This is a genomic window from Pseudomonas sp. I8001 (assembly GCF_013385345.1).
Taxonomy (GTDB): Bacteria; Pseudomonadota; Gammaproteobacteria; order Pseudomonadales; family Pseudomonadaceae; genus Aquipseudomonas.
Genome location: NZ_JACAQC010000032.1, coordinates 26,168 through 46,504 on the forward strand (window position 1 = coordinate 26,168; position 20,337 = coordinate 46,504).

The window sequence follows — 20,337 nt, forward strand, 5'->3', positions numbered from 1 at the left end:
GTGTCATTTTCACGGGAATCTGATTCTTTATTAGCGATACTTCTTCCTGTGATAAGGGAATATAGGGCGACAAACGACCATGGCCACTCCGCGTTTTGATGGTGTTGAACTGTTTTTGCAGATCGTCGAGAGCGGCAATCTGACGGAGGCCGCCGAACGGCTGAACCTCACGCGCTCGGCGGTGGGCAAAGGCCTGGCGCGGCTGGAGGCGCGGTTGGGGACGTCGCTGTTGCAACGCTCCACCCGGCGTCAGCGTTTGACCGAGGACGGGCAGGCCTATTACGAGCATTGCCTGCGTGCGCTGGCGGAACTGGAAGCCGCCGAATCCGTGCTGGAAAGTGGCCGTCAGCAGCCACGTGGACGGTTACGGGCGAGCTTGCCTTTGGCGTTTGGTCATCACTATGCGGCGCCGGCGTTGTGGGGGCTGATGGACCGTTTTCCGCAACTGGAGATTGAAATTTCCTTCTCCGACCGACTGATCGACCTGGCCCAGGAAGGCTTCGATCTGGCGGTACGCATTGGCGCGCTGCCTGACACCGACCGCCTGAGCGCCCGCCGCCTGGGGGAACAGGCGATTGCCTTGGCGGCGTCACCCGCGTACTTGCAGCGCACACCTCGGATTGACTCCATCGACGACCTGGCCGGGCACCGGGGCATTGCCTATCGCAGCAATGCCCCGCACCGCGAGCGAGTCGCCTCGCCGTTGATCCTCGATGACCTGCAGGCCGTGGCCGATGCCGCCATCGCCGGGGTCGGCCTGGCCTGGTTGCCCAGTTGGCTGATCGCCCACTACGTGTTGCGCGGGCAACTGCAGGCGGTACTGCCGGGCCACCGCGAGCAGCCGATGCCGATCCATGTCATCTGGCCCACGGCGACGCACATGCCGGCCAAGACCCGGTGCGCCATCGACGCGTTGGTGGCCGGCACACCGTCGTGCCTGGCGGGCAGTTGATCAGAACGCGATGGACGTCTGCACATACAGCGTGCGCGGCTCGCCGACGTATTTGCCCTTGTTGTTATCGTCAAACGAGCGGGTGTAGTACTGCTTGTTGAAGATGTTTTTCACACCCACCGCCACGTTCAAATCCGACAGCTGCGGGCCAAAGTCGTACGCCGCGCGGCTGCTGAACAGCATGTAGCCAGGGATGCGTCCGGTGCTGCCATCAGCACTTTCTGCTTCAGTGTTGGCGTTGTCGGCAAACTGGCTGCTCTGGTAGCTGCTGTCCACGTTCAACTTCCAGCGACCTTCGGTGTAACCCACACCCAGGGTGCCCTTGTGCTTGGAGGAGAAGGGTACGCGGTTGCCTTTGTTCGGGCCGTCTTCGCGGATGGTGGCGTCGACGTAGGCGTAGGTGGCGTACACATCAAAACCGGCGAGCGCCGGGCTCAAGCCGTCGAGGGCGTAGTTGATGCTGGACTCGATGCCCTGATGGCGGGTTTCGCCGCGGGCGATCACGGTGTCGTTGGTCTGGTTGCTGTCGTACTGGTTGTCGAAGTTGATCAGGAACGCGCCGATCTCGGCGCGCAAGGTGCCGTTGTCATAGCGTGTGCCGAGTTCCCAGGTGCGGGCTTTTTCCGGCTTCACTTCACCACTGGTCACGCGGTTGGGCATCTGGCTGTACTGCACGCTGCCGAACGACCCTTCGGTGTTGGCATAGAGGTTCCAGTCGTCCGTCAGGTGGTAGAGCACGTTCAACGCCGGCAGGGCGGTGTTGTAGTCACCCTTGTATTTGACGTTGCTGAGGTTGTTGGTCTGCTGGGACTCGATCATCTCGTAGCGGATGCCCGGGGTGATGGTCCACTTGCCGATATCTATCCGGTCGTCGACGAAGAACGCATTGGCTTCGGTGCTGCCCCGGGTGTCGCGGTCGTTGCGGCTGTCGGTGGTCGGCAGTTGCTGATTGGCGGAAATCGGCGTGCGGTAGCGCAGTTCGTGGCCGGCCTCGTTGATGTAGCGGTAGCCCACGCCGACTTCGTGGCTGGTTGGGCCGAGGTCGAAGCCTTGGGCGAAACGGGTTTCCAGGCCGCGTACCCAATACTCGCGGGGCGACAGGGAGAGGAAATTGCCCTGGTCCAGGTAACCGCTGCGCAGGGTGGTGGTGAAGAAGCTGTTGACCGTGAATTCCCGGCGATCTTCCTGGTAGCGATAGCCCGCGTTGAACATGGTACGCCGGCCCCAGAACTGGTCGTAGGGGCGGGTGGACTGGTACGGGTCGGCCTTGTAGGCCGCAGTGCTCAAACCACCGGGCATATCCGCCTTGCCTTCGTAGTACTGCGCCATGGCGTTGAAGCTGTTGGCGTCGTCCAGCTGGTATTTGCCCTTGAGGATCAGGTCGTCGATGCGGGTGTCGCTGTTCTCGCGCCAATCACCACCACGGGTGCCGGAATACAGGATCGCGCCGCCCAGGCCGTTGTCCGCCGTGCCGCCGGCCAGCAGGTTGCCGGTGGTCTTGAAGCCATCGTGGCTGGAAGACGGGCTGGTTTCGGTTTGCAGGCCGCCTTTCACCGTTGGCGCATCGGGAATCGCGCGGGTGACGAAGTTGACGATGCCGCCGACGTTCTGCGGGCCATAACGCACTGCGCCGCCGCCGCGTACCACGTCCACGGCATCCATGTTGCCCATGCTGATGGGCGCGAACGACAACTGCGGCTGGCCATACGGCGCGAACGGCACCGGGATGCCGTCCATCAAGACCGTGGAGCGCGAGGCCAGGCGTGGGTTGAGCCCGCGAATGCCGAAGTTCAGTGCCATGTCGTGGCTGCCGGTGCCGTTGTTTTCCGGGGCGTTGACCCCGGGAATGCGGTTGAGCACGTCGCGGGCCTGGGTGGCGCCCTGGCGTTCGAATTCTTCACGGCGGATCACGTCCCGGGCGCCCGGGTGCTCGAAGACGTTGGTTTGTGCCGCGTCCCCCAGCCAGTCGCCGACCACGTTGGAGGTGCCCAATTCGAGGGTGGCCGGAGCATTCGCCGGTTGCAGGCTGAAGGCGTTGTTGCCCTCGGCACGGGCTTGCAGGCCGGTGCCTTTGAGCAACGCATTCAAGCCTTCTTCAGCGGTGTAGTTGCCCGACAGGCCGTGGCTTTGCACGCCGGCAGTCACGTCCGAGCCAAATGAAATCAGCACGCCGGCTTCCCGGCCAAATTGATTCAGCGCCGCTTCCAGTGACGTAGGGGCGATGCGGTAGGGCTTGGCGTCGGCCGCCATTACGTAGGGAACGGTGCTGAAACTGAGGCTGACCCCCAGCAACAAGTGGCGCAGGGTGCGGGCGAGGGGCGTCAGGCGAGTCGGTTGCTGGGGCATGAAGTGCGGTCCTGAGAAGGAAGGATCAAGGTGGCTTTCCTTCTCTGTCACGCGAGGTGCGGAAAACGGCTCACGGGTTTTGAAAATATTTCAGGCACGGGCTTCGACAGTGACCCAGTAGCGGGTAAACCGCCGAACCCTGACCGGCAGGCTGACTTGCAGCAGGTCCAGGATTCGTTCGCTGTCGTCCAGCGGGTAGCTGCCGGAAATCAGCAGGTTGGCCACCTGCGGATCGCAATTGAGCTGGCCACGGCGATAACGGCTCAATTCGGCGAGGAAATCTTCCAGGCGCATGTGGGCCGCCACCAGCATGCCGTCGGCCCAGGCGCCGCTGCCGGCGTCGGTGGGGCGGGCGGTGTCCCAGCCTTTGCGGGTGAAATTGACCTGATGGGCTTTCTCCACCGACAACGGCAAACCGCTATAGGTGTTGGGCATCACGTCAACGTGCCCATCAAACACCGCCAGTTGTGTGTGATCGTTGAATTGCCGCACGTTCAGCCGCGCCGCCTGGGCGCTGAGCAGACCCTGGGAAGTGATGACCCGCAGCGGGGCGTTGCCGGGTTTGGCGGTCAGCAGGATTTCGCCTTCGAGCAGGCGGATCAAGCGTTGCTGGCCATCAAAATGCACATCCACCGCACTGCCGGTGTTGAGCTGCAACTGGCTGCCATCCGCCAGCTGGAACTTGCGCCGTTGGCCGATGGGGCTGCGGTAGTCGGCACTCAACGGCGGCAATATATGTTGCTGGCGCAAACCCCAGGCCGCTGCCGACCCGGCGCCGAGTATCAGCAACAACTTCAGGGCCTGACGACGACTGTTGGATTTCGGTGTATTCAAGGCGGTGTGGGCCAGGGGTGATGGCATCCCGCGCAAGCGCTGGTTCACTCGCTGGATGTGCTCCCAGGCCCGCTGATGTTCGCTGTGGGCGTCCAGCCACTGTTGCCAGGCCGCCTGTTTACGTGGGTTGAGCGGGCCCTGCTGCATTTCCATCAGCCAGTGCACCGCTTGTTCGGCGACTTGCGTTGAGAAACTCATAGGGCGAAGTAGCAGCGCATCGCCGCTTTATGCAGGTGACGCTTGACCGTGGCGATGGAGATCCCCAGTTCTGCGCCGATTTGCGCGTAGGTCAGGCCGTCGAGCTGGGCCAGCAGGAACGCGCGTTTGACCAGGGGCGCCAGGCCATCCAGCAACTGGTCCAGCTCCATCAGGGTTTGCAGGATGATTGCCCGCTCTTCCTCCGACGGCGCCACGTGTTCGGGCATTTGCGCCAGGGCGTCGAGGTAGGCGCGCTCCAGGTCCTGGCGGCGGTAATGGTTGCACAGCACACGCTTGGCGATGGTGGTGAGGAAGGCGCGAGGTTCGATCAGCGTCGGTGTTTCCCGTGCGGTGAGCACGCGGATGAAGGTGTCCTGGGCCAGGTCGGCGGCGCTTTCCGGGCAGCCGAGCTTGCGTCGCAACCAGCCGGTAAGCCAGTGGTGATGGTCGTGGTACAGGACTTCGACGGTGTTGGACGGCTGCAACGCGCACACTCCGGCAGCATGGGCATGCTTTAGAGAACAAGAATTGTTCGCATTGTAGGGCGCGCAGGCGGGTTCGGCAATTGCCAGTGATGCGTTCTCTTTTGCTTATGAGAACCTTTATCATTAATATTGCGCACTGACGAACCTGGCGCCTTGTGCATGAAACGCAAAACCTCACTTCCCGTTTCCTACCGTCTTGCCGTGACTTCGCGGGTGCTGGCGGCTGTGGTCGGCGGTTACCTGCTGGCCTCGCTGGCCAGCGTGTGCATGACGCTGTGGCTGCCCACCAGCCGCGCCGATGCGGTGATCAGCGGCATGCTGAGTTCGTTTGTGTTCTACCTGTTGGCGGTCATCTGGTGCTTCGCCTGCCGCACGGCCTGGCGCGCCTGGTTTGGCGTGTTGCTGCCCAGCGCGATAATGGCCACGTTCGCCGGGTTGGCGTACTGGATGGCGCGCACATGAAAGAGGGCTTCCGCCAGGCCATGGCCTGGTTGCACACCTGGGCCGGGTTGATCTTTGGCTGTCTGCTGTTTGCAATTTTCCTGACGGGCACCCTGTCGTATTTCAAGGACGAAATTACCCACTGGATGCAGCCCGAAGTGCAGGCGCATCCCGTCGATGACGCCCGTAGCCTGGCCGCCGCCCAAACCTATCTGCAACACCAGGCGCCCAATGCCGCGCGCTGGTTTATCACCTTGCCGAGCAACCGTGAGCCGGGCCTGTCGGTGATGTGGCAAGACAAGGTCGACCCGGGCAAGCGCGGCAATTTCGTCGAAAAACTCCTCGATCCCGTCAGCGGCCAGCAGGTCCAGGCCCGGGAAAGCATGGGCGGCGAATTCTTCTATCGTTTCCACTTCCAGCTGCAAATGCCCTATCCGTGGGGGCGCTGGCTGTCGACCATCGCCGCGATGGTGATGTTCGTGGCGTTGATCACCGGGATCATCACCCACAAGAAAATCTTCAAGGACTTCTTCACCTTCCGCCCGCGCAAGGGCCAGCGGTCCTGGCTCGACGGGCATAACGCCGTGGGCGTGCTGGTGTTGCCGTTCCACTTGATGATCACCTACAGCAGCCTGGTGATTTTCATGAGCATGGTGATGCCGGCGAGCATCCTCGCTTCCTACGGCAACGACACCCGTGCGTTCTTCAACGATGTGTTTCCGGCCACCGACAATGCGCCGGCCCTCGGCCAGCCGGGGCAATTGCTGCCACTGGGCCCGATGTACGAGCAGGCGCGCGGGCAATGGGCCGGCGGGCATGTCGGACGGCTGGTGGTGAATAATCCAAGCGATGTAAACGCTTCGGTCAATGTGTTCCGCGCCGGGTCGGATCGAGTGGTGCATGACTTTGGCAGCACCGTGTCATTCAACGGCACTACCGGCGAACTGTTGCGGGTGAGCGGCGAGCAGTCGCTGCCGGCGGCGATTGGTGGCAGCTTCTACGGTTTGCACATGGGCCATTTCGCCGGCCCGGTATTGCGCTGGCTGTATTTCATCTGCGGCCTCGCGGGCACGGCAATGATCGGCACCGGGCTGGTGATGTGGCTGGGCAAGCGTCAGCTCAAGCACACCAAAACCGGTGTGATGCCCTTTGAGCTGCGGCTGGTGGAAGTGCTGAACATCGCCAGCATGTCCGGCTTGATGATCGCCATCGCTGCATTCTTCTGGGCCAACCGCCTGTTGCCGGCCAGCTTTGCCGGGCGCTCGGACTGGGAAGTACAAGCCTTCTTTATTGCCTGGGGCTTGAGCGTCGTGCACGCGATTGTTCGCCAGGGGCGCCGCGGCTGGGTTGAGCAATTGAGTGTGGGCGCGCTGCTGTTTATCGGCGTGCCGGTGCTCAACGCGCTGACCACGACCCAGCATTTGGGTGTGACCCTGGCCAACGGCGACTGGGCCATGGCCGGCTTCGACCTGACGTGCCTGGGCAGCGGTGTGTTCCTCGCCTGGGCTGCCTGGAAAATGCAGCACCGCCGCGTCCCTCAGCCCAAGGCCGAACGTGCCCGGCCATTGACCCTCAAGGGCGAGGTGAACTGAATGCTCCTGGCGCTATTGCTGTGTTACGCAGGGTTTGCCGCGTTGTGCCTGTCCATGGACCGGCACCATGGCGAACTGCTGCACAGTAAACCTTCGCCTCGTCGGCGCCTGGGTTTGCGCGTGGGCGGCTGGCTGCTGTTGATTGTCTCGATCTGGCCGGCGGTGCTCGCGACCGGGTGGAGCCAGGGGTTGGTGGAGTGGTGCGCGGTCTTGATGCTCAGCGGGTTGTTGCTGGTGTTGCTGTTGCCGTATCGGCCAAGGCTGGCCTTGATCCTGGCGGGCCTCGGCCTGCTGGCCAGCCCGGTTGCGGCCTTCGCGACCCTTTGAGTCCACCGTTGATGATCACCACGCCCCCCGAACATCCAGAGCAGCACGCAGACGCGGCGGGCGGACGGGCGCATTTCCTGCAGGTGTTCCTGTCCCAGCGCTCGCAGATGGAAGCGCTGGTCAGCCGCCGCGTGGGCTGCCGTGCGACGGCGGCGGACCTGGTGCAGGATTTGTTCCTGCGCTTCTGGCGCCGGCCGCTGGTGCAGGTCGAGGAACTCAGCACCTACCTGCTGCGCTGCGCCGGCAATATCGCCATCGACCACCTGCGCAGCGAAGGCGCCCGGGTGCGCAGCAGCGAAGGCTGGCTGCCGGAACAACAGGATAACCAGGGCTGCGAACCCCAGGCCGCGCTGGAGGCGGGCAATGATCTGCGTCACGTTGAAGCAGCCTTGCGCAGCCTGCCGGAACGTACCCGGCAGATTTTCCTGCTCAACCGCATCCATGGCCGCAAGTACGCGGAAATCGCCAAGGCCATGGGCCTGTCCCAAAGCGCCGTGGAAAAACATATGATGCGTGCCCTCGAAGCCTGCAAGGCCAGCCTTCGTGAACCATCGCCAAGGAAAGCCCCGTGAACGCCACTGCCCGCGTCACCCCGACGCCCGACCAGGAACAGGCCGCACTGGCCTGGCTGAGCTTGTTGCACGACCAGCCCAGCAGTGGCGACCAGGCCACGTTCAGCCGTTGGCTGCGGGCCGATCCTGCGCATGTGGAAGCCTACGCCCAGGCCCAGGTGCTGTGGGAATTGAGTGAAGTACCGGCCAGAACGTTGGCGGATGAGGATGCCCTGGCGCTGCAGGGTTACTTGAACGCGATGAATACCTCGAAACGCTCCAGCGTGCGGCGCTGGTCTGGCGCCCTGGCCATGGCCGCCTGCCTGCTGGTGATGATCTCGATGGGCGCCGGCTGGCAGCCGTCACGCTGGGTCGATGACTTCGGCGCGGATTACGTCACCGCGCCGGGTGAGGTGAAGACCGTGACCCTGGCCGATCAAAGCCAGGTCACCCTGGACGCCGACAGTGCGATCGCAGTGGATTTCAAGCATGGCGAGCGCCATATCCAGCTACGCCGTGGCGCCGGTTTTTTCAGTGTGACCCACACTGGCGAATCCTTTGTGGTCGAGGCCGGCAGCGGCGAAGCACGGGTGCTCGGCACGCAGTTTGAGGTGCGCCTGCAACCGGCAGGTGCGCAGGTGACGGTGTTGTCCGGTCGGGTTGGGGTAACGCCGTCGAAGTATGCTCAGCAACAGATTCTGACGGCCGGCCAGCAAGTGGCCTACGCCGACGGTGTCGCCGATGAGCTGCACGCGGTCGACAGCGAGTCGCGCCTGGCCTGGCGCGATGGTTGGCTCAACTACTACAAGGCGCCGCTGGCCGATGTGGTGCAAGACCTCGGCCGCTACTATCCGGGGCGCATTCTGCTGCTCAACGAAGACCTCGGCGCCCGGCGTGTCAGCGGCAGTTTCCCGAGCAAGGACCCCCAGGCGGTGCTCAATGCGTTGCAGGCGGTCTTGGGGTTTGAACAACACTCGCTGCTCGGTCGGATGATCGTATTGCGCTAGATACAGAGCGCTACGCTGCAATGGCGTGGCGCTGTCATTACTTGCACCTGTCTCTCTTGAAAATCCCCATGCCTTGGCACATCCGTGTGTGTGGACCTTTCATTTAACCTTCATCGCAATCGCCAAAACCTGTAACCAAATCGTTACGTGATGCACGGATGATCCTCGGATTCCTGAGCAGGTGGTCAGGAAGATTGGCGGCGCTGTTCACCCAGCCGAGATCGCCAATACCTCCCCCATAACAACAGATAGATGCATGTAAGGGATCTACTCGTGACCTACAACAAACTCTATGCCCTGCTTTTAGCATCGGGCCTGGGCGGCTTTGCGCCGCTGGTTCTGGCAGAAGATTCCCAGGATGTCGGTTCGGTGCACGTCGCCGGCGAACGTACCCTGGGCACCGGCCACATGATTCAGGAAGAAAGTGCCAAGGCCCGGTCCACGGTGACCAAGGAAGCCATGGACGAAATGTCCCCGACGGCCAACGCCATCGACAAGCTCAAGTACACCCCGGGCATCAACGTTTCCAACGACGACGCCAGCGGCATGAGCGGCACCAGCTTCACCATGCGCGGCATGAACTCCGACCAGGTCGGGGTTTCCATGGACGGCGTGCCGATCAACGACTCCGGCAGCTACGGTGTTTACGCCAACCAGTTGGGCGACCCGGAAAACGTCGGCGAAGTATTTGTCACCCAGGGCTCCTCGGAAGCGGACGGCCCGCACATTGGTTCCAGCGGCGGCAACATCGGCATGGTCACCATTCGGCCGACCAAGGAGCCGGGGCTGTTCGTCAAGCAATCCATGGGTTCGAACAACCTGACAAAGTCCTTCGCCCGCATCAACACCGGCGACCTCGGCGGCTTCAAGACCTGGGTGTCGGCCTCTCACACCGAGGGCGACAAGTGGCGCGGCAAGGGCACCTTGCGGGGCGACAAGGTGGAGTGGAGCACGCTGTTCGAAGACGACAACGGCAACACCAGCAACTTCACCATGAAGTACAACACCCAGGAAAACTACAACTACAACACGCTGAGCAAGAGCCAGTTCCAGCAACAGGGCCGCCGCCTGGATTACGCGGAAACCCCGGTCTACAAAAACGGCTTGCTGTCGTCTTCCTACAAGCTCAACCGCAACCCATTTGAAAGTGTCATGACCACCTTCACCCAGCGCTGGCGCCTGCGTGATGACCTGGCCCTGACGGTTGCGCCTTACTACTACTGGGGCAACGGCGGCAGTTTCAGCGGCCAGACCGCGACCAACCTGGGGCCGAAGTCCGACAAGAGTGGCAACTACGACCTGAGCAACCTCAAGTCGGCCAACTACTATCGCCCCTCGTGGACCGAAACCTGGCGCCCTGGCGTGACGGTCAAAATGAAATGGGACATCAACGAGGAGCACAGCCTGGATTACGGCTACTGGTACGAGCGCGCTCGCCAGCGCCAGACCCAGCCGTATATCGGGATCAACAGCGAAGGTGCACCGGACGACGTCTGGGGCGATTACAACAGCGGCGGCCAGGTGGTCGACAAGAACGGCAAGACTGTCCAGGGGCGCCATCAATACACCGTGACCCCGGCCCAGAAGCTGTGGGTGCAGGACAGCTGGCAAGCCACGCCAGACCTGAGCTTTGTCGGCGGCCTGGCGTACCAGTACGTCGAACGGGACGGCGACAACCTCGGTAGCCTGTACGACAAGCCGGAAAAACGTAACGCCCGCTACCATCAGTTCCTGCCGAACTTCAGTGCCAAGTACCAGGTCGACGAGAGCAACCAGGCGTTCTACAACGTCACTCGCAACATGCGCACCCCGCAGAACTACGTGCTGTACAACAAGGGTGACTCCCTCAACCTCAACCCCGAGCTGAGCTGGAACCAGGAGCTGGGCTGGCGCTACACCGAAGAGAAAATGGCCCTGAGCGCCACCCTGTTCTACATCACCTTCAAGGACCGTCAGCTGTCGACCACCGACTTGAACGGTGACTACGTGATGGCCAACGTCGGTGACGTGACCAACAAAGGCCTGGAGTTGGAGTGGAGCGGCCTGCTGCCGTACAACTTCAACTACTACGCGTCGTACACCTATACCAAGTCCGAGCAGCAGGACGACTTTGTCAGCAAGAACGTGTTGTTGCCGACCAAGGGCAACCAGTTGGCCAACGTGCCGGAAAACATGCTCAACCTGGTGTTTGGTTACGACGACAAGCGCTACTACGGCAACATTGCCGGCAAGTATGTCGGGGCGTTCTACGGTGATTTGACCAACAACGAGAAAATCTCCGGGCGCACCGTGTTCGACCTCAACGCCGGTATCTACCTGCCGGTGGACAAGAAGGTCTTCAAGTCGGCCGCGCTGCGCTTCTCGATGCTCAATGTGTTTGATAAGGAATACTTGAGCTCGGCGCGCACCGTGTCGTTCAACTCGGCGCCGGTGAATGGCCTGGCGGCCAGCTCGGCGTATTACAACGTGGGTGAAGAGCGTACGGCGATGGTTTCCCTGGAGGCCAATTTCTAACGCGTACGCAAACCCAATGTGGGAGCGGGCTTGCTCGCGAAAGCGGTGGATCAGTCGCCAGATGTATTGACTGAACCAGCGCATTCGCGAGCAAGCCCGCTCCCACATTTGATCTGCGGTATTTTACAGAGTGAGTTACTTCAGCGCAGCCATGATCGCTTCCGGGTTGTAGTCGCGAATCAGCGTGCCGTTCACGTCCACAAACGGAATCCCGCCGCCCCCCAACGCCTCGTACGCCTTGCGCGCCTGGGCGTCCTTCTCGATATCAAACGCCTGGTAGGGAATCCCCTTGGAATCCAGAAAGCGCCGGATCTGTTTGCAGTAGCCGCACCACTCGGTGGAATACAGCACCACGCGCGCCGCCGCGCGTGTCTGCTCCGGCACCACCTGGGAGGGGTTGAACAGCCGCTCGATCTTGCCCCAGTTCTGGAAAACCACCACCACCAGCAACACCAGCAGGACTTTCTTCAGAACCCCGCCCAGCATCAGTTGCGACGCTTGAGCTGGTCGGTCAGTTGGGTCGGCAGGCCCTTGATGATCAAGGTGCCGGCGGCTTCGTCGTATTCGATCTTGTCGCCCAGCAGGTGCGCTTCAAAGCTGATGGACAAGCCTTCGGCACGCCCGGTGAAACGGCGGAACTGGTTGAGGGTGCGTTTATCCGCCGGGATTTCCGGCGACAGGCCGTAGTCCTTGTTGCGGATGTGATCGTAGAAGGCTTTTGGCCGATCTTCATCGATCAACCCGGACAGCTCTTCCAGGCCCATCGGCTCGCCGAGCTTGGCCTGGCTGCTGGCGTAGTCCACCAGGGTCTTGGTTTTCTCGCGGGCGGACTCGTCCGGCAGATCCTCGCTTTCAACGAAGTCGCTGAAGGCCTTGAGCAGGGTGCGGGTTTCGCCCGGACCGTCGACGCCTTCCTGGCAGCCGATAAAGTCGCGGAAGTACTCCGAGACCTTCTTGCCGTTCTTGCCCTTGATAAAGGAGATGTATTGCTTGGACTGCTTGTTGTTCTGCCACTCGGACACGTTGATCCGCGCTGCGAGGTGCAGTTGGCCAAGGTCGAGGTGGCGCGACGGCGTCACGTCCAGCTGGTCGGTCACGGCCACGCCTTCGCTGTGGTGCAGCAGGGCGATCGCCAGGTAATCGGTCATGCCCTGTTGATAGTGGGCAAACAGCACGTGGCCGCCGGTGGAGAGGTTGGACTCCTCCATCAGCTTCTGCAGGTGTTCCACGGCAATACGGCTGAAGGCGGTGAAATCCTTGCCACCGTCGAAATATTCCTTCAACCAGCCACTGAACGGGTGCGCGCCGGACTCGGCATGGAAAAAGCCCCAGGCCTTGCCTTGTTTGGCGTTGTAGCTCTCGTTGAGGTCGGCGAGCATGTTCTCGATCGCTGCCGACTCGGCAAGCTCGGAGTCGCGGGCGTGGAGAACTGCGGGTGTGCCGTCGGGTTTTTTGTCGATCAGGTGGACGATGCAATGACGGATCGGCATGGGCTTCTCGGCTGGTTGAAGGGGAGGGGTGGGGCTCCCGGAAAAAGTCGCCAGTGTACCGCACCCGCTGGGGATGGCGCTGTTCGGAGGGCGTTTTGAGCGCCATCCGACGGGCCATATGCCTTTTTTTCACGGTTTAGAGCGATAAAGCTGACCAAATGGGTATGTTGAGGCGGATATTTCCCCGTCTCTGTGCTAGTTTTGCCCCGTCTTACGCGCAGTCTGGGCGTTAAGCGTGCATTCAGCATTTGTCAGGTCGAACCAAACCCGGTTTCAGGTATCTATAACCCCGATCTTCGTGGTTATAGCCCTTGGGTGCCAGGCCTTGATGGCAGGGCTCGATGGCTGACACTGCACTCTGCAATCCAAATGAATTTGATAGGGAAGGAACACCACAATGGCTATTACTAAAGACCAACTGATCGCTGATCTGGCTGAAGCTGTAGACGCACCGAAAACCACCGTGCGTGCTCTGCTGGACCAACTGAGCCAGATCGTTGCTGATCAGCTGGAAAACGGCGGCGAAATCACTCTGCCAGGCGTTGGCAAACTGAAAGTGACCGAGCGTCCTGCCCGTACTGGCCGTAACCCTTCGACTGGCGCTGCCATCGAAATCGCTGCCAAGAAAGTTATCAAGCTGGTTGTGGCCAAAGGCCTGACCGACGCTGTTAACAAGTAAGACGCAGCAAAAAAAACCGTGCTCCGGAGCGATCCGGGCACGGTTTTTTGTTGCCTGCGATTTATCAGTCTTTACGGGCCCAACGCTGGCGCCATACCTGTTGCTCGCTCGGGGTCTGGAACGTCCAGGCGACGAAGCGGCTCTGCTTCTGGCCCTGGGACATTTCCACCACCTGGCTTTCCAGCACACCGGCCTTTTTCAGCGCTGTCTGGATCGCCGGCAAGTTCGACGCTTTCGACACCAGCGTGCTGAACCACAGCACCTTGTGCTGGAAATGCGCGCTTTCAGCGATCAACTGCGTCACAAACCGCGCTTCACCGCCTTCACACCACAATTCCGCCGACTGGCCACCGAAGTTCAGCACCGGCAGCTTGCGTTTCGGATCAGCCTTGCCCAGTGCGCGCCATTTACGCTCGCTGCCCTTGGTCGCCTCATCCATGGACGCGTGGAAGGGCGGGTTGCACATGGTCAGGTCAAACCGCTCGCCTGGCTCCAGCAAGCCCAGCAGGATCTGCTTGGGGTTGGTTTGCTGGCGCAGCTGGATGGCCTTGTTCAGCCCGTTGGACTGCACGATCGCCTTGGCGGCGGCCACGGCCGTCGGGTCGACTTCCGAGCCGAGGAAGTTCCAGCGGTACTCGCTGTAGCCAATCAACGGATAGACGCAGTTGGCGCCCATGCCGATGTCCAGCACCTTCACCGGCGCGCCACGGGGGATCACGCCTTCGTTGACGCTGGCCAGCAGGTCGGCGAGGAAGTGCACGTAGTCGGCACGCCCCGGTACCGGTGGGCACAGGTAGTCAGCCGGGATGTCCCAGTGATTGATGCCGTAGAACGCCTTGAGCAACGCCCGGTTGAACACCCGCACCGCGTCTGGGCTGGCAAAGTCGATGCTTTCCTTGCCGTACGGGTTGATGATCACGAATTGCGCCAGTTCGGGCGTGGTCTTGATCAGCGCCTGGAAGTCGTAACGGCCCTGGTGGCGGTTACGCGGGTGCAAGGTGGCCTCTTTGCGCGGAACGACGGGCTTGGCCGGCGTATTGGATTTTGGCTTCTTGCGCGGTGCTTTGGGTGTGCTGGGGGCGGTCATGGGCTGCGTCGATTCTGCGTTTGTTTCAAAAGTGGTGGGTATTGTCACACATTCCTTGGTCGAACTCGGTCAAATGTGGGAGCTGGCTTGCCTGCGATGCAGGTGACTCGGTGTATCTGCCAGACCGAGGCGATGCCATCGCAGGCAAGCCAGCTCCCACATTGGTCGGGTTTCCAAAGAGAAACAGCGGTGTTTTTCCAAGCAAAAAAAAGAGACCCGAAGGTCTCTTTTTCCGCACGGGCAGCCCCTTACAGGCTGGAAATCCGCGCGTGTTGCTCCGCCAGCTTGCCCAAAGCCTGTTCAGCCTCAGCCAGTTTGGCGCGTTCTTTCTCGATCACTTCAGCCGGAGCCTTGTCGACGAACGCCGCGTTGGACAGCTTGCCGCCCACCCGCTGCACTTCGCCTTGCAGGCGCAGGATTTCCTTGTCCAGGCGCGCCAGTTCGGCACCCTTGTCGATCAGGCCGGCCATCGGCACCAGCACTTCCATCTCGCCCACCAGTGCGGTGGCGGACAGCGGTGCTTCTTCGCCAGCGGCCAATACGGTGATCGACTCCAGCTTCGCCAGCTTCTTGAGCAGCGCGTCGTTCTCGGTGAGGCGACGCAGGTCTTCGCTGCTGGCATTCTTCACGAACACGGCCAGTGGCTTGCCCGGACCGATGTTCATCTCGGCGCGGATGTTGCGCGTACCCATCATCAGGGTCTTGAGCCACTCGATATCGCTTTCGGCCGCCTCATCAATGCGGGCTTCGTTGGCCACCGGCCAAGGTTGCAGCATGATGGTCTTGCCGTCTTTGCCCGCCAGCGGCGCGATGCGCTGCCAGATTTCTTCGGTGATGAAGGGCATGAACGGATGCGCCAGGCGCAACGCCACTTCCAGCACGCGTACCAGGGTTTGACGGGTGCCGCGCTGACGTTCGATCGGCGAGTTCTCGTCCCACAGCACGGGCTTGGACAGTTCCAGGTACCAGTCGCAATACTGGTTCCAGATGAACTCGTACAGGGCCTGCGCCGCCAGGTCGAAGCGGAACTGGTCGAGTTGACGGGTCACTTCGGCTTCGGTGCGCTGCAACTGGGAGATGATCCAGCGGTCCGCCAGGGACAGCTCGATGGCCTCGCCGTTCTGGCCGCAGTCTTCGCCTTTATCCAGCACGTAGCGCGCGGCATTCCAGATCTTGTTGCAGAAGTTGCGATAGCCTTCGACGCGGCCCATGTCGAACTTGATGTCGCGACCGGTGGACGCCAGCGAGCAGAAGGTAAAGCGCAGGGCGTCGGTGCCGTAGCTGGCGATGCCATCGGCGAACTCGTCGCGGGTCTGCTTCTCGATCTTCTTCGCCAGTTTCGGCTGCATCAGGCCCGAGGTGCGTTTCTGCACCAGGGTTTCCAGGTCGATGCCGTCGATGATGTCCAGCGGGTCCAGGACGTTGCCCTTGGACTTGGACATCTTCTGGCCCTGGCCATCACGCACCAGGCCGTGCACGTACACGGTCTTGAACGGTACCTGCGGGGTGCCGTCTTCGTTCTTCACCAAGTGCATGGTGAGCATGATCATCCGGGCAACCCAGAAGAAAATGATGTCGAAGCCGGTGACCAGCACGTCGGTGGAATGGAATTTCTTCAGGAATTCGGTCTGTTGCGGCCAGCCGAGGGTGGAGAACGTCCACAGGCCCGAGCTGAACCAGGTGTCCAGTACGTCGTTGTCCTGTTGCAGCGCCACGTCCGCGCCAAGGTTGTGCTTGGTACGTACTTCGGCTTCGTCGCGGCCCACGTAGACCTTGCCCGACTCGTCGTACCAGGCCGGAATCCGGTGGCCCCACCACAGCTGGCGGCTGATGCACCAATCCTGGATGTCACGCATCCACGAGAAGTACATGTTTTCGTACTGTTTCGGCACGAACGCGATGCGGCCGTCTTCCACGGCAGCAATTGCCGGCTCAGCCAAAGGCTTGGTGGACACGTACCACTGGTCGGTCAGCCAAGGCTCGATGACAGTGCCGGAGCGGTCACCTTTCGGTACCTTCAGGGCGTGGTCGTCAACGCTCACCAGCAGGCCGGCAGCGTCGAAGGCGGCAACGATCTGCTTGCGCGCTTCAAAACGGTCGAGGCCGGCGTATTCAGCCGGGATCTTGCCGTCGATGCTCTCGTTCAGCGTGCCGTCGAGGTTGAACACCTGGCAGGCCGGCAGAACAGCGGCGTTTTTGTCGAAGATGTTCAGCAGCGGCAGGTTGTGGCGCTTGCCGACTTCGTAGTCGTTGAAATCGTGGGCCGGGGTGATTTTCACGCAGCCGGTGCCGAATTCAGGGTCGCAGTAGTCATCCGCAATAATCGGGATGCGACGGCCAACCAGCGGCAGCTCGACGAACTTGCCGATCAGCGCCTGGTAGCGTTCGTCATTCGGGTTGACCGCGACGGCGGCATCACCAAGCATGGTTTCCGGACGGGTGGTGGCGACGATCAGGTAATCATTGCCTTCGGCGGTCTTGGCGCCGTCAGCCAGCGGGTACTTGAGGTTCCACAGGAAACCTTTTTCGTCGTGGTTTTCCACTTCAAGGTCGGAAATCGCCGTGTGCAGCTTGGTGTCCCAGTTGACCAGGCGCTTGCCGCGGTAGATCAGGCCGTCTTCATGCAGGCGCACGAAGGCTTCCTTCACGGCTTCCGACAGGCCATCGTCCATGGTGAAGCGCTCGCGGCTCCAGTCGACGGACGAGCCCAGGCGACGGATCTGACGGCTGATATTGCCGCCGGACTGATCCTTCCATTCCCAGATTTTCTCGAGGAATTTCTTGCGGCCCAGGTCGTGACGGTTCTGGCCGGTGGCTTCCAGTTGGCGTTCCACCAGCATCTGGGTGGCGATACCGGCGTGGTCTGTACCTGGTTGCCATAGGGTGTTGCGACCCTGCATTCGGCGGAAACGAATCAGGGCATCCATGATCGCATTGTTGAAGCCATGGCCCATGTGCAGGCTGCCAGTGACGTTCGGTGGCGGAATCATGATGGTGTAGGCATCGCCCGCGCCTTGCGGAGCGAAATAATTCTCGGACTCCCAGGTCTGGTACCAGGAAGTTTCAATAGCGTGCGGCTGGTAGGTCTTATCCATGCGCGGCGGGACCCTAGTTGGCATTAATTCAGGAAAGCCGACAAGTATAACGGGGGATAGGGGAGAGGGGTAGGAGCGAGCTTGCTCGCGAAAAACCTGAGGGCGGCGCGTTCATTCAGGATGTACGCGTTATCGTTCACGCCCTTCGCGAGCAAGCCCGCTCCCACAGGGGATATGTGTCAGCCTTAGTTCTGGTACTGGCTCAACAACCGCTCCATGCGCGCATCCAGCCGGCGCTTGATCTCGGTTTCGATATGCGGGGCAAAATCGTCGATCACGTCTTGCATGATCAGTTGCGCGGCGGCGCGCAGTTCGTTGTCCAGGTGCAGCAGCAGGGCGTCGGGGGCTTTTTCGGCGGCCGGTACGGCAACAGCTACAGCCGGCGCAGCTTGTACCACGGGCGTTTCGACAGGTTCCGGCGTAACCGGCTTGCCACCCACCATATCGAACAGCAGGGGAATTTGTACGTCACCGTTGACCGCATCGGTCAGCAATGGCGGTTGCAGGTCATCATCACCGAGCAGCTTGCGGATCGACTCAAGGTCGTCCAGCAGGTGGTCAGGGTCTTTTAGCGGGTTTGGAGTGTCCATCGTGTGCTCAAAGTCGTTGTAGCCGGTGATCTTGCAGAGAATAGCCCTGTTCGCGGTAGAAACGGAAACTCTCCCGCGCGGCCTGACGAATAGCCGGGTCTTCCACCACCACTTCCGCCACGCGGGCGAAACCCTTGGCGAAGGCCGGTACTTTCAGGTCAAGGTTGACCAGCAGGTCTGTGTGATCGCCGCAGTTGTCGCCCAAACCCAGTACCACCAGGCCTTCCGGTTCTGATTCGGCGGGACCGTGGGGCACGAAGCTTTCGCCCTTGAAGCGCCACAGGCGGGCGTCGAGGTCATCACGCTGGGCGGCATCGCTGCAGTGCAGGTAGATGCGGTGGCCCATGCGCCAGGCTTTTTCGGTGAGCTTGCAGGCAAAGTCCAGGCGCGCGGAAGGATCGGCGCTGGGCAATATATAGAAGTCGACTTGGGTCATTGCGGTTCCTGAGCCCCGGGCGGCTTTACAAGCGCCCGGGGATCTTCATTTTCAGGCTTTGGCGCGGTCCAGCAGGTACTGGGTCAGCAATGGAACCGGACGGCCAGTGGCGCCCTTGTCCTTGCCGCCGCTGGTCCAGGCGGTGCCGGCGATGTCCAGGTGGGCCCAGTTGAAGTTCTTGGCGAAACGCGACAGGAAGCACGCGGCGGTGATGGTGCCGGCTTTCGGGCCGCCAATGTTGGCGATGTCGGCGAACGGGCTGTCCAGCTGTTCCTGGTACTCATCGAACAGCGGCAGTTGCCAGGCGCGGTCGTCGGCAGCCTGGCCGGCGCTGAGCAGTTGGCCGATCAGTTCGTCGCTGTTGCCCAGCAGGCCCGACGTGTGGGCGCCCAGGGCAACCACGCAGGCACCGGTCAGGGTGGCGATGTCGATCACGGCTTGCGGCTTGAAGCGCTCGGCGTAGGTCAGGGCGTCGCACAGCACCAGGCGGCCTTCGGCGTCGGTGTTGAGGATTTCCACGGTCTGGCCGCTGAGGGTGGTGACGATGTCGCCCGGACGGGTCGCGCCGCCGCTCGGCATGTTCTCGGCGCAGGCCAGGATGCACACCAGGTTGATCGGCAGCTTGAGTTCCAGCACGGCACGCAGGGTGCCGAACACGCTGGCGGCGCCGCCCATGTCGTACTTCATCTCGTCCATGCCCAGGCCCGGCTTGAGGCTGATGCCGCCGGTGTCGAAGGTGATGCCTTTACCGACCAGGGCAAATGGCTTCTCGGACTTCTTGCCGCCGTTGTATTGCATCACGATCAGGCGTGGCGGCTGGTCGCTGCCCTGGCCCACGGCATAGAACGAGCCCATGCCCAGTTCCTTGATCTTCTTCTCATCCAGGACTTCGACTTTCAGGCCCTTGAATTCCTTGCCCAGCGCCTTGGCTTGCTCGCCCAGGTAGGTTGGGTGGCAGATGTTCGGTGGCAGGTTGCCCAGGTCACGGGTGAACGCCATGCCGCCGGCGATGGCCTGGGCGTGGGTCACGGCGCGTTCGACTTCAGCCTGGGCCGCCTTGATGGTCAGCAGGGTGACTTTCTTCAGGGCGCGGGGTTCGGCCTTGGTGCTCTTGAACTGGTCGAAGACGTAGCCGCCGTCCAGCAGGCTTTCGGCCAGCAGGCGGGTCTTGCCGTAGCTGTCGCGGCCCTTGACCACGACTTCGTCCAGCGCCAGGGCCGCGTCGGTGCCGCCGAGGCCCTTGAGGGTGTTGAGGATGCCGGCGATGATCTTGCGGAACGGACGGTCGCCCAGTTCGGCGTCTTTACCAACGCCCACCAGCAATACACGGTCGGCTTTAAGGTTAGGCAGGCTTTGCAGCAGCAGGCTTTGGCCAACCTTGCCGGCCAGGTCACCGCGCTTGAGGACTGCGCTGATGGCGCCGCCGCTCAGTTCGTCCAGTTGCTTGGCGGCAACGCCCAGCTTGCGGCCTTCGCCGACAGCGACCACGAGGGTGGCGGTTTTCAACGTTTCGGGGCTAACGCTTTTTACAACCAGTTCCATTTTCGGGTCCCTTATAAAGGTCAGTGAGCCAGGAGTCTGTACTCCGGCTTGTAAGCTTGGCAGCCTGTAGGCCGCCCGCGACAAAGGCCGCAGTTTGAACCTCGCCGCCCGAGCCTGACAACCCTTGCGGGCAGCTTTGTGCACGCGTATGAGCAAGCTCCGTGACAGGTG

General features: G+C 61.7%; 18 protein-coding genes. 8 read left to right on the plus strand and 10 right to left on the minus strand.

All coding sequences use genetic code 11. The features are described from left to right. Positions 1–79 precede the first annotated feature (79 nt). Positions 80–952: a LysR family transcriptional regulator gene (locus HX839_RS20905; RefSeq protein WP_008438547.1), complete on the plus strand. Its 873-nt coding sequence runs from the start codon at positions 80–82 to the stop codon at positions 950–952. On the opposite strand, the gene fecA is transcribed toward HX839_RS20905, so the two are convergent. The 3 genes from fecA to HX839_RS20920 form a co-directional block, all read right to left on the minus strand. Then, on the minus strand, positions 953–3,298 hold the full coding sequence (gene fecA, locus HX839_RS20910) for a TonB-dependent Fe(3+) dicitrate receptor FecA (RefSeq protein ID WP_177067644.1): 2,346 nt from the start codon (positions 3,296–3,298) through the stop codon (positions 953–955). A gap of 90 nt (positions 3,299–3,388) precedes the next feature. Next, entirely contained in the window at positions 3,389–4,330 is a 942-nt protein-coding gene (locus HX839_RS20915) for a FecR domain-containing protein (protein ID WP_177067645.1), read from the minus strand. Beyond that, on the minus strand, positions 4,327–4,815 hold the full coding sequence (locus HX839_RS20920) for a sigma-70 family RNA polymerase sigma factor (protein ID WP_177046370.1): 489 nt from the start codon (positions 4,813–4,815) through the stop codon (positions 4,327–4,329). Before HX839_RS20920 ends, HX839_RS20915 begins: the two co-directional genes overlap by 4 nt. Positions 4,816–4,974: 159 nt before the next feature. Between HX839_RS20920 and HX839_RS20925 the strand changes: the two genes are divergently transcribed. From HX839_RS20925 to HX839_RS20950, 6 genes are all read left to right on the plus strand, one after another. Further along, positions 4,975–5,277 (plus strand): DUF3649 domain-containing protein, encoded by a 303-nt coding sequence (locus HX839_RS20925; RefSeq protein WP_003212759.1) that lies wholly within the window; start codon positions 4,975–4,977, stop codon positions 5,275–5,277. After that, on the plus strand, positions 5,274–6,848 hold the full coding sequence (locus HX839_RS20930; protein WP_177067646.1) for a PepSY domain-containing protein: 1,575 nt from the start codon (positions 5,274–5,276) through the stop codon (positions 6,846–6,848). Before HX839_RS20925 ends, HX839_RS20930 begins: the two co-directional genes overlap by 4 nt. Beyond that, positions 6,849–7,175 carry a DUF3325 domain-containing protein gene (locus HX839_RS20935; RefSeq protein WP_177020380.1) on the plus strand — a complete coding sequence of 109 codons (327 nt, stop codon included), beginning with the start codon at positions 6,849–6,851 and terminating at the stop codon, positions 7,173–7,175. An 11-nt stretch (positions 7,176–7,186) separates the two neighbouring features. Next, positions 7,187–7,747 carry an RNA polymerase sigma factor gene (locus HX839_RS20940; protein ID WP_003212753.1) on the plus strand — a complete coding sequence of 187 codons (561 nt, stop codon included), beginning with the start codon at positions 7,187–7,189 and terminating at the stop codon, positions 7,745–7,747. Next, complete coding sequence (locus tag HX839_RS20945) at positions 7,744–8,733, plus strand: FecR family protein (protein ID WP_003212751.1); 990 nt, start codon at positions 7,744–7,746, stop codon at positions 8,731–8,733. Before HX839_RS20940 ends, HX839_RS20945 begins: the two co-directional genes overlap by 4 nt. Positions 8,734–9,006: 273 nt before the next feature. Beyond that, positions 9,007–11,247, plus strand: coding sequence for a TonB-dependent receptor (locus tag HX839_RS20950; protein ID WP_177067647.1), 2,241 nt, complete (start codon positions 9,007–9,009; stop codon positions 11,245–11,247). A gap of 135 nt (positions 11,248–11,382) precedes the next feature. On the opposite strand, the gene HX839_RS20955 is transcribed toward HX839_RS20950, so the two are convergent. Together HX839_RS20955 and yejK are read right to left on the minus strand one after the other, a co-directional pair. Then, a complete protein-coding gene (locus HX839_RS20955; protein WP_003212747.1) occupies positions 11,383–11,733 on the minus strand; it encodes a glutaredoxin family protein in 351 nt (116 codons plus the stop codon). Beyond that, the gene (yejK, locus tag HX839_RS20960; protein WP_003212745.1) at positions 11,733–12,737 is read right to left on the minus strand and encodes a nucleoid-associated protein YejK; all 1,005 of its coding nucleotides are present in this window, start codon (positions 12,735–12,737) and stop codon (positions 11,733–11,735) included. The genes HX839_RS20955 and yejK overlap by 1 nt, the downstream gene beginning before the upstream one ends. 397 nt (positions 12,738–13,134) lie before the next feature. On the opposite strand from yejK, the gene HX839_RS20965 reads away from it, so the two are divergent. Further along, entirely contained in the window at positions 13,135–13,416 is a 282-nt protein-coding gene (locus HX839_RS20965; protein WP_003212743.1) for an HU family DNA-binding protein, read from the plus strand. Positions 13,417–13,480: 64 nt separating this feature from the next. Here HX839_RS20965 and rlmF read toward each other — a convergent pair whose 3' ends face one another. From rlmF to HX839_RS20990, 5 genes are all read right to left on the minus strand, one after another. Further along, positions 13,481–14,503, minus strand: coding sequence for a 23S rRNA (adenine(1618)-N(6))-methyltransferase RlmF (gene rlmF / locus HX839_RS20970; RefSeq protein ID WP_087695168.1), 1,023 nt, complete (start codon positions 14,501–14,503; stop codon positions 13,481–13,483). 248 nt (positions 14,504–14,751) lie between these two features. After that, positions 14,752–17,598, minus strand: coding sequence for a valine--tRNA ligase (locus HX839_RS20975; RefSeq protein ID WP_177067648.1), 2,847 nt, complete (start codon positions 17,596–17,598; stop codon positions 14,752–14,754). A 185-nt stretch (positions 17,599–17,783) separates the two neighbouring features. Continuing rightward, positions 17,784–18,188 (minus strand): DNA polymerase III subunit chi, encoded by a 405-nt coding sequence (locus HX839_RS20980; RefSeq protein ID WP_177020382.1) that lies wholly within the window; start codon positions 18,186–18,188, stop codon positions 17,784–17,786. Between the two features lie 7 nt (positions 18,189–18,195). Further along, entirely contained in the window at positions 18,196–18,624 is a 429-nt protein-coding gene (locus HX839_RS20985; RefSeq protein WP_017476066.1) for a DNA polymerase III subunit chi, read from the minus strand. 51 nt (positions 18,625–18,675) lie between these two features. Continuing rightward, positions 18,676–20,166, minus strand: a complete 1,491-nt coding sequence (locus tag HX839_RS20990; RefSeq protein ID WP_003210444.1) for a leucyl aminopeptidase — start codon at positions 20,164–20,166, stop codon at positions 18,676–18,678. Positions 20,167–20,337: the final 171 nt, after the last annotated feature.

Excerpts from the sequence above, each read along its gene's own strand:
- HX839_RS20940 (WP_003212753.1), top strand. The coding sequence starts at position 7,187 with ATGATCACCACGCCCCCCGAACATCCAGAGCAGCACGCAGACGCGGCG.
- HX839_RS20915 (WP_177067645.1), bottom strand. The coding sequence starts at position 4,330 with ATGAGTTTCTCAACGCAAGTCGCCGAACAAGCGGTGCACTGGCTGATG.
- HX839_RS20985 (WP_017476066.1), bottom strand. The coding sequence starts at position 18,624 with ATGACCCAAGTCGACTTCTATATATTGCCCAGCGCCGATCCTTCCGCG.
- HX839_RS20955 (WP_003212747.1), bottom strand. The coding sequence starts at position 11,733 with ATGCTGGGCGGGGTTCTGAAGAAAGTCCTGCTGGTGTTGCTGGTGGTG.
- HX839_RS20905 (WP_008438547.1), top strand. The coding sequence starts at position 80 with ATGGCCACTCCGCGTTTTGATGGTGTTGAACTGTTTTTGCAGATCGTC.
- rlmF (WP_087695168.1), bottom strand. The coding sequence starts at position 14,503 with ATGACCGCCCCCAGCACACCCAAAGCACCGCGCAAGAAGCCAAAATCC.
- HX839_RS20925 (WP_003212759.1), top strand. The coding sequence starts at position 4,975 with ATGAAACGCAAAACCTCACTTCCCGTTTCCTACCGTCTTGCCGTGACT.
- HX839_RS20980 (WP_177020382.1), bottom strand. The coding sequence starts at position 18,188 with ATGGACACTCCAAACCCGCTAAAAGACCCTGACCACCTGCTGGACGAC.
- HX839_RS20935 (WP_177020380.1), top strand. The coding sequence starts at position 6,849 with ATGCTCCTGGCGCTATTGCTGTGTTACGCAGGGTTTGCCGCGTTGTGC.
- HX839_RS20930 (WP_177067646.1), top strand. The coding sequence starts at position 5,274 with ATGAAAGAGGGCTTCCGCCAGGCCATGGCCTGGTTGCACACCTGGGCC.
- HX839_RS20975 (WP_177067648.1), bottom strand. The coding sequence starts at position 17,598 with ATGGATAAGACCTACCAGCCGCACGCTATTGAAACTTCCTGGTACCAG.
- yejK (WP_003212745.1), bottom strand. The coding sequence starts at position 12,737 with ATGCCGATCCGTCATTGCATCGTCCACCTGATCGACAAAAAACCCGAC.
- HX839_RS20965 (WP_003212743.1), top strand. The coding sequence starts at position 13,135 with ATGGCTATTACTAAAGACCAACTGATCGCTGATCTGGCTGAAGCTGTA.
- HX839_RS20990 (WP_003210444.1), bottom strand. The coding sequence starts at position 20,166 with ATGGAACTGGTTGTAAAAAGCGTTAGCCCCGAAACGTTGAAAACCGCC.
- fecA (WP_177067644.1), bottom strand. The coding sequence starts at position 3,298 with ATGCCCCAGCAACCGACTCGCCTGACGCCCCTCGCCCGCACCCTGCGC.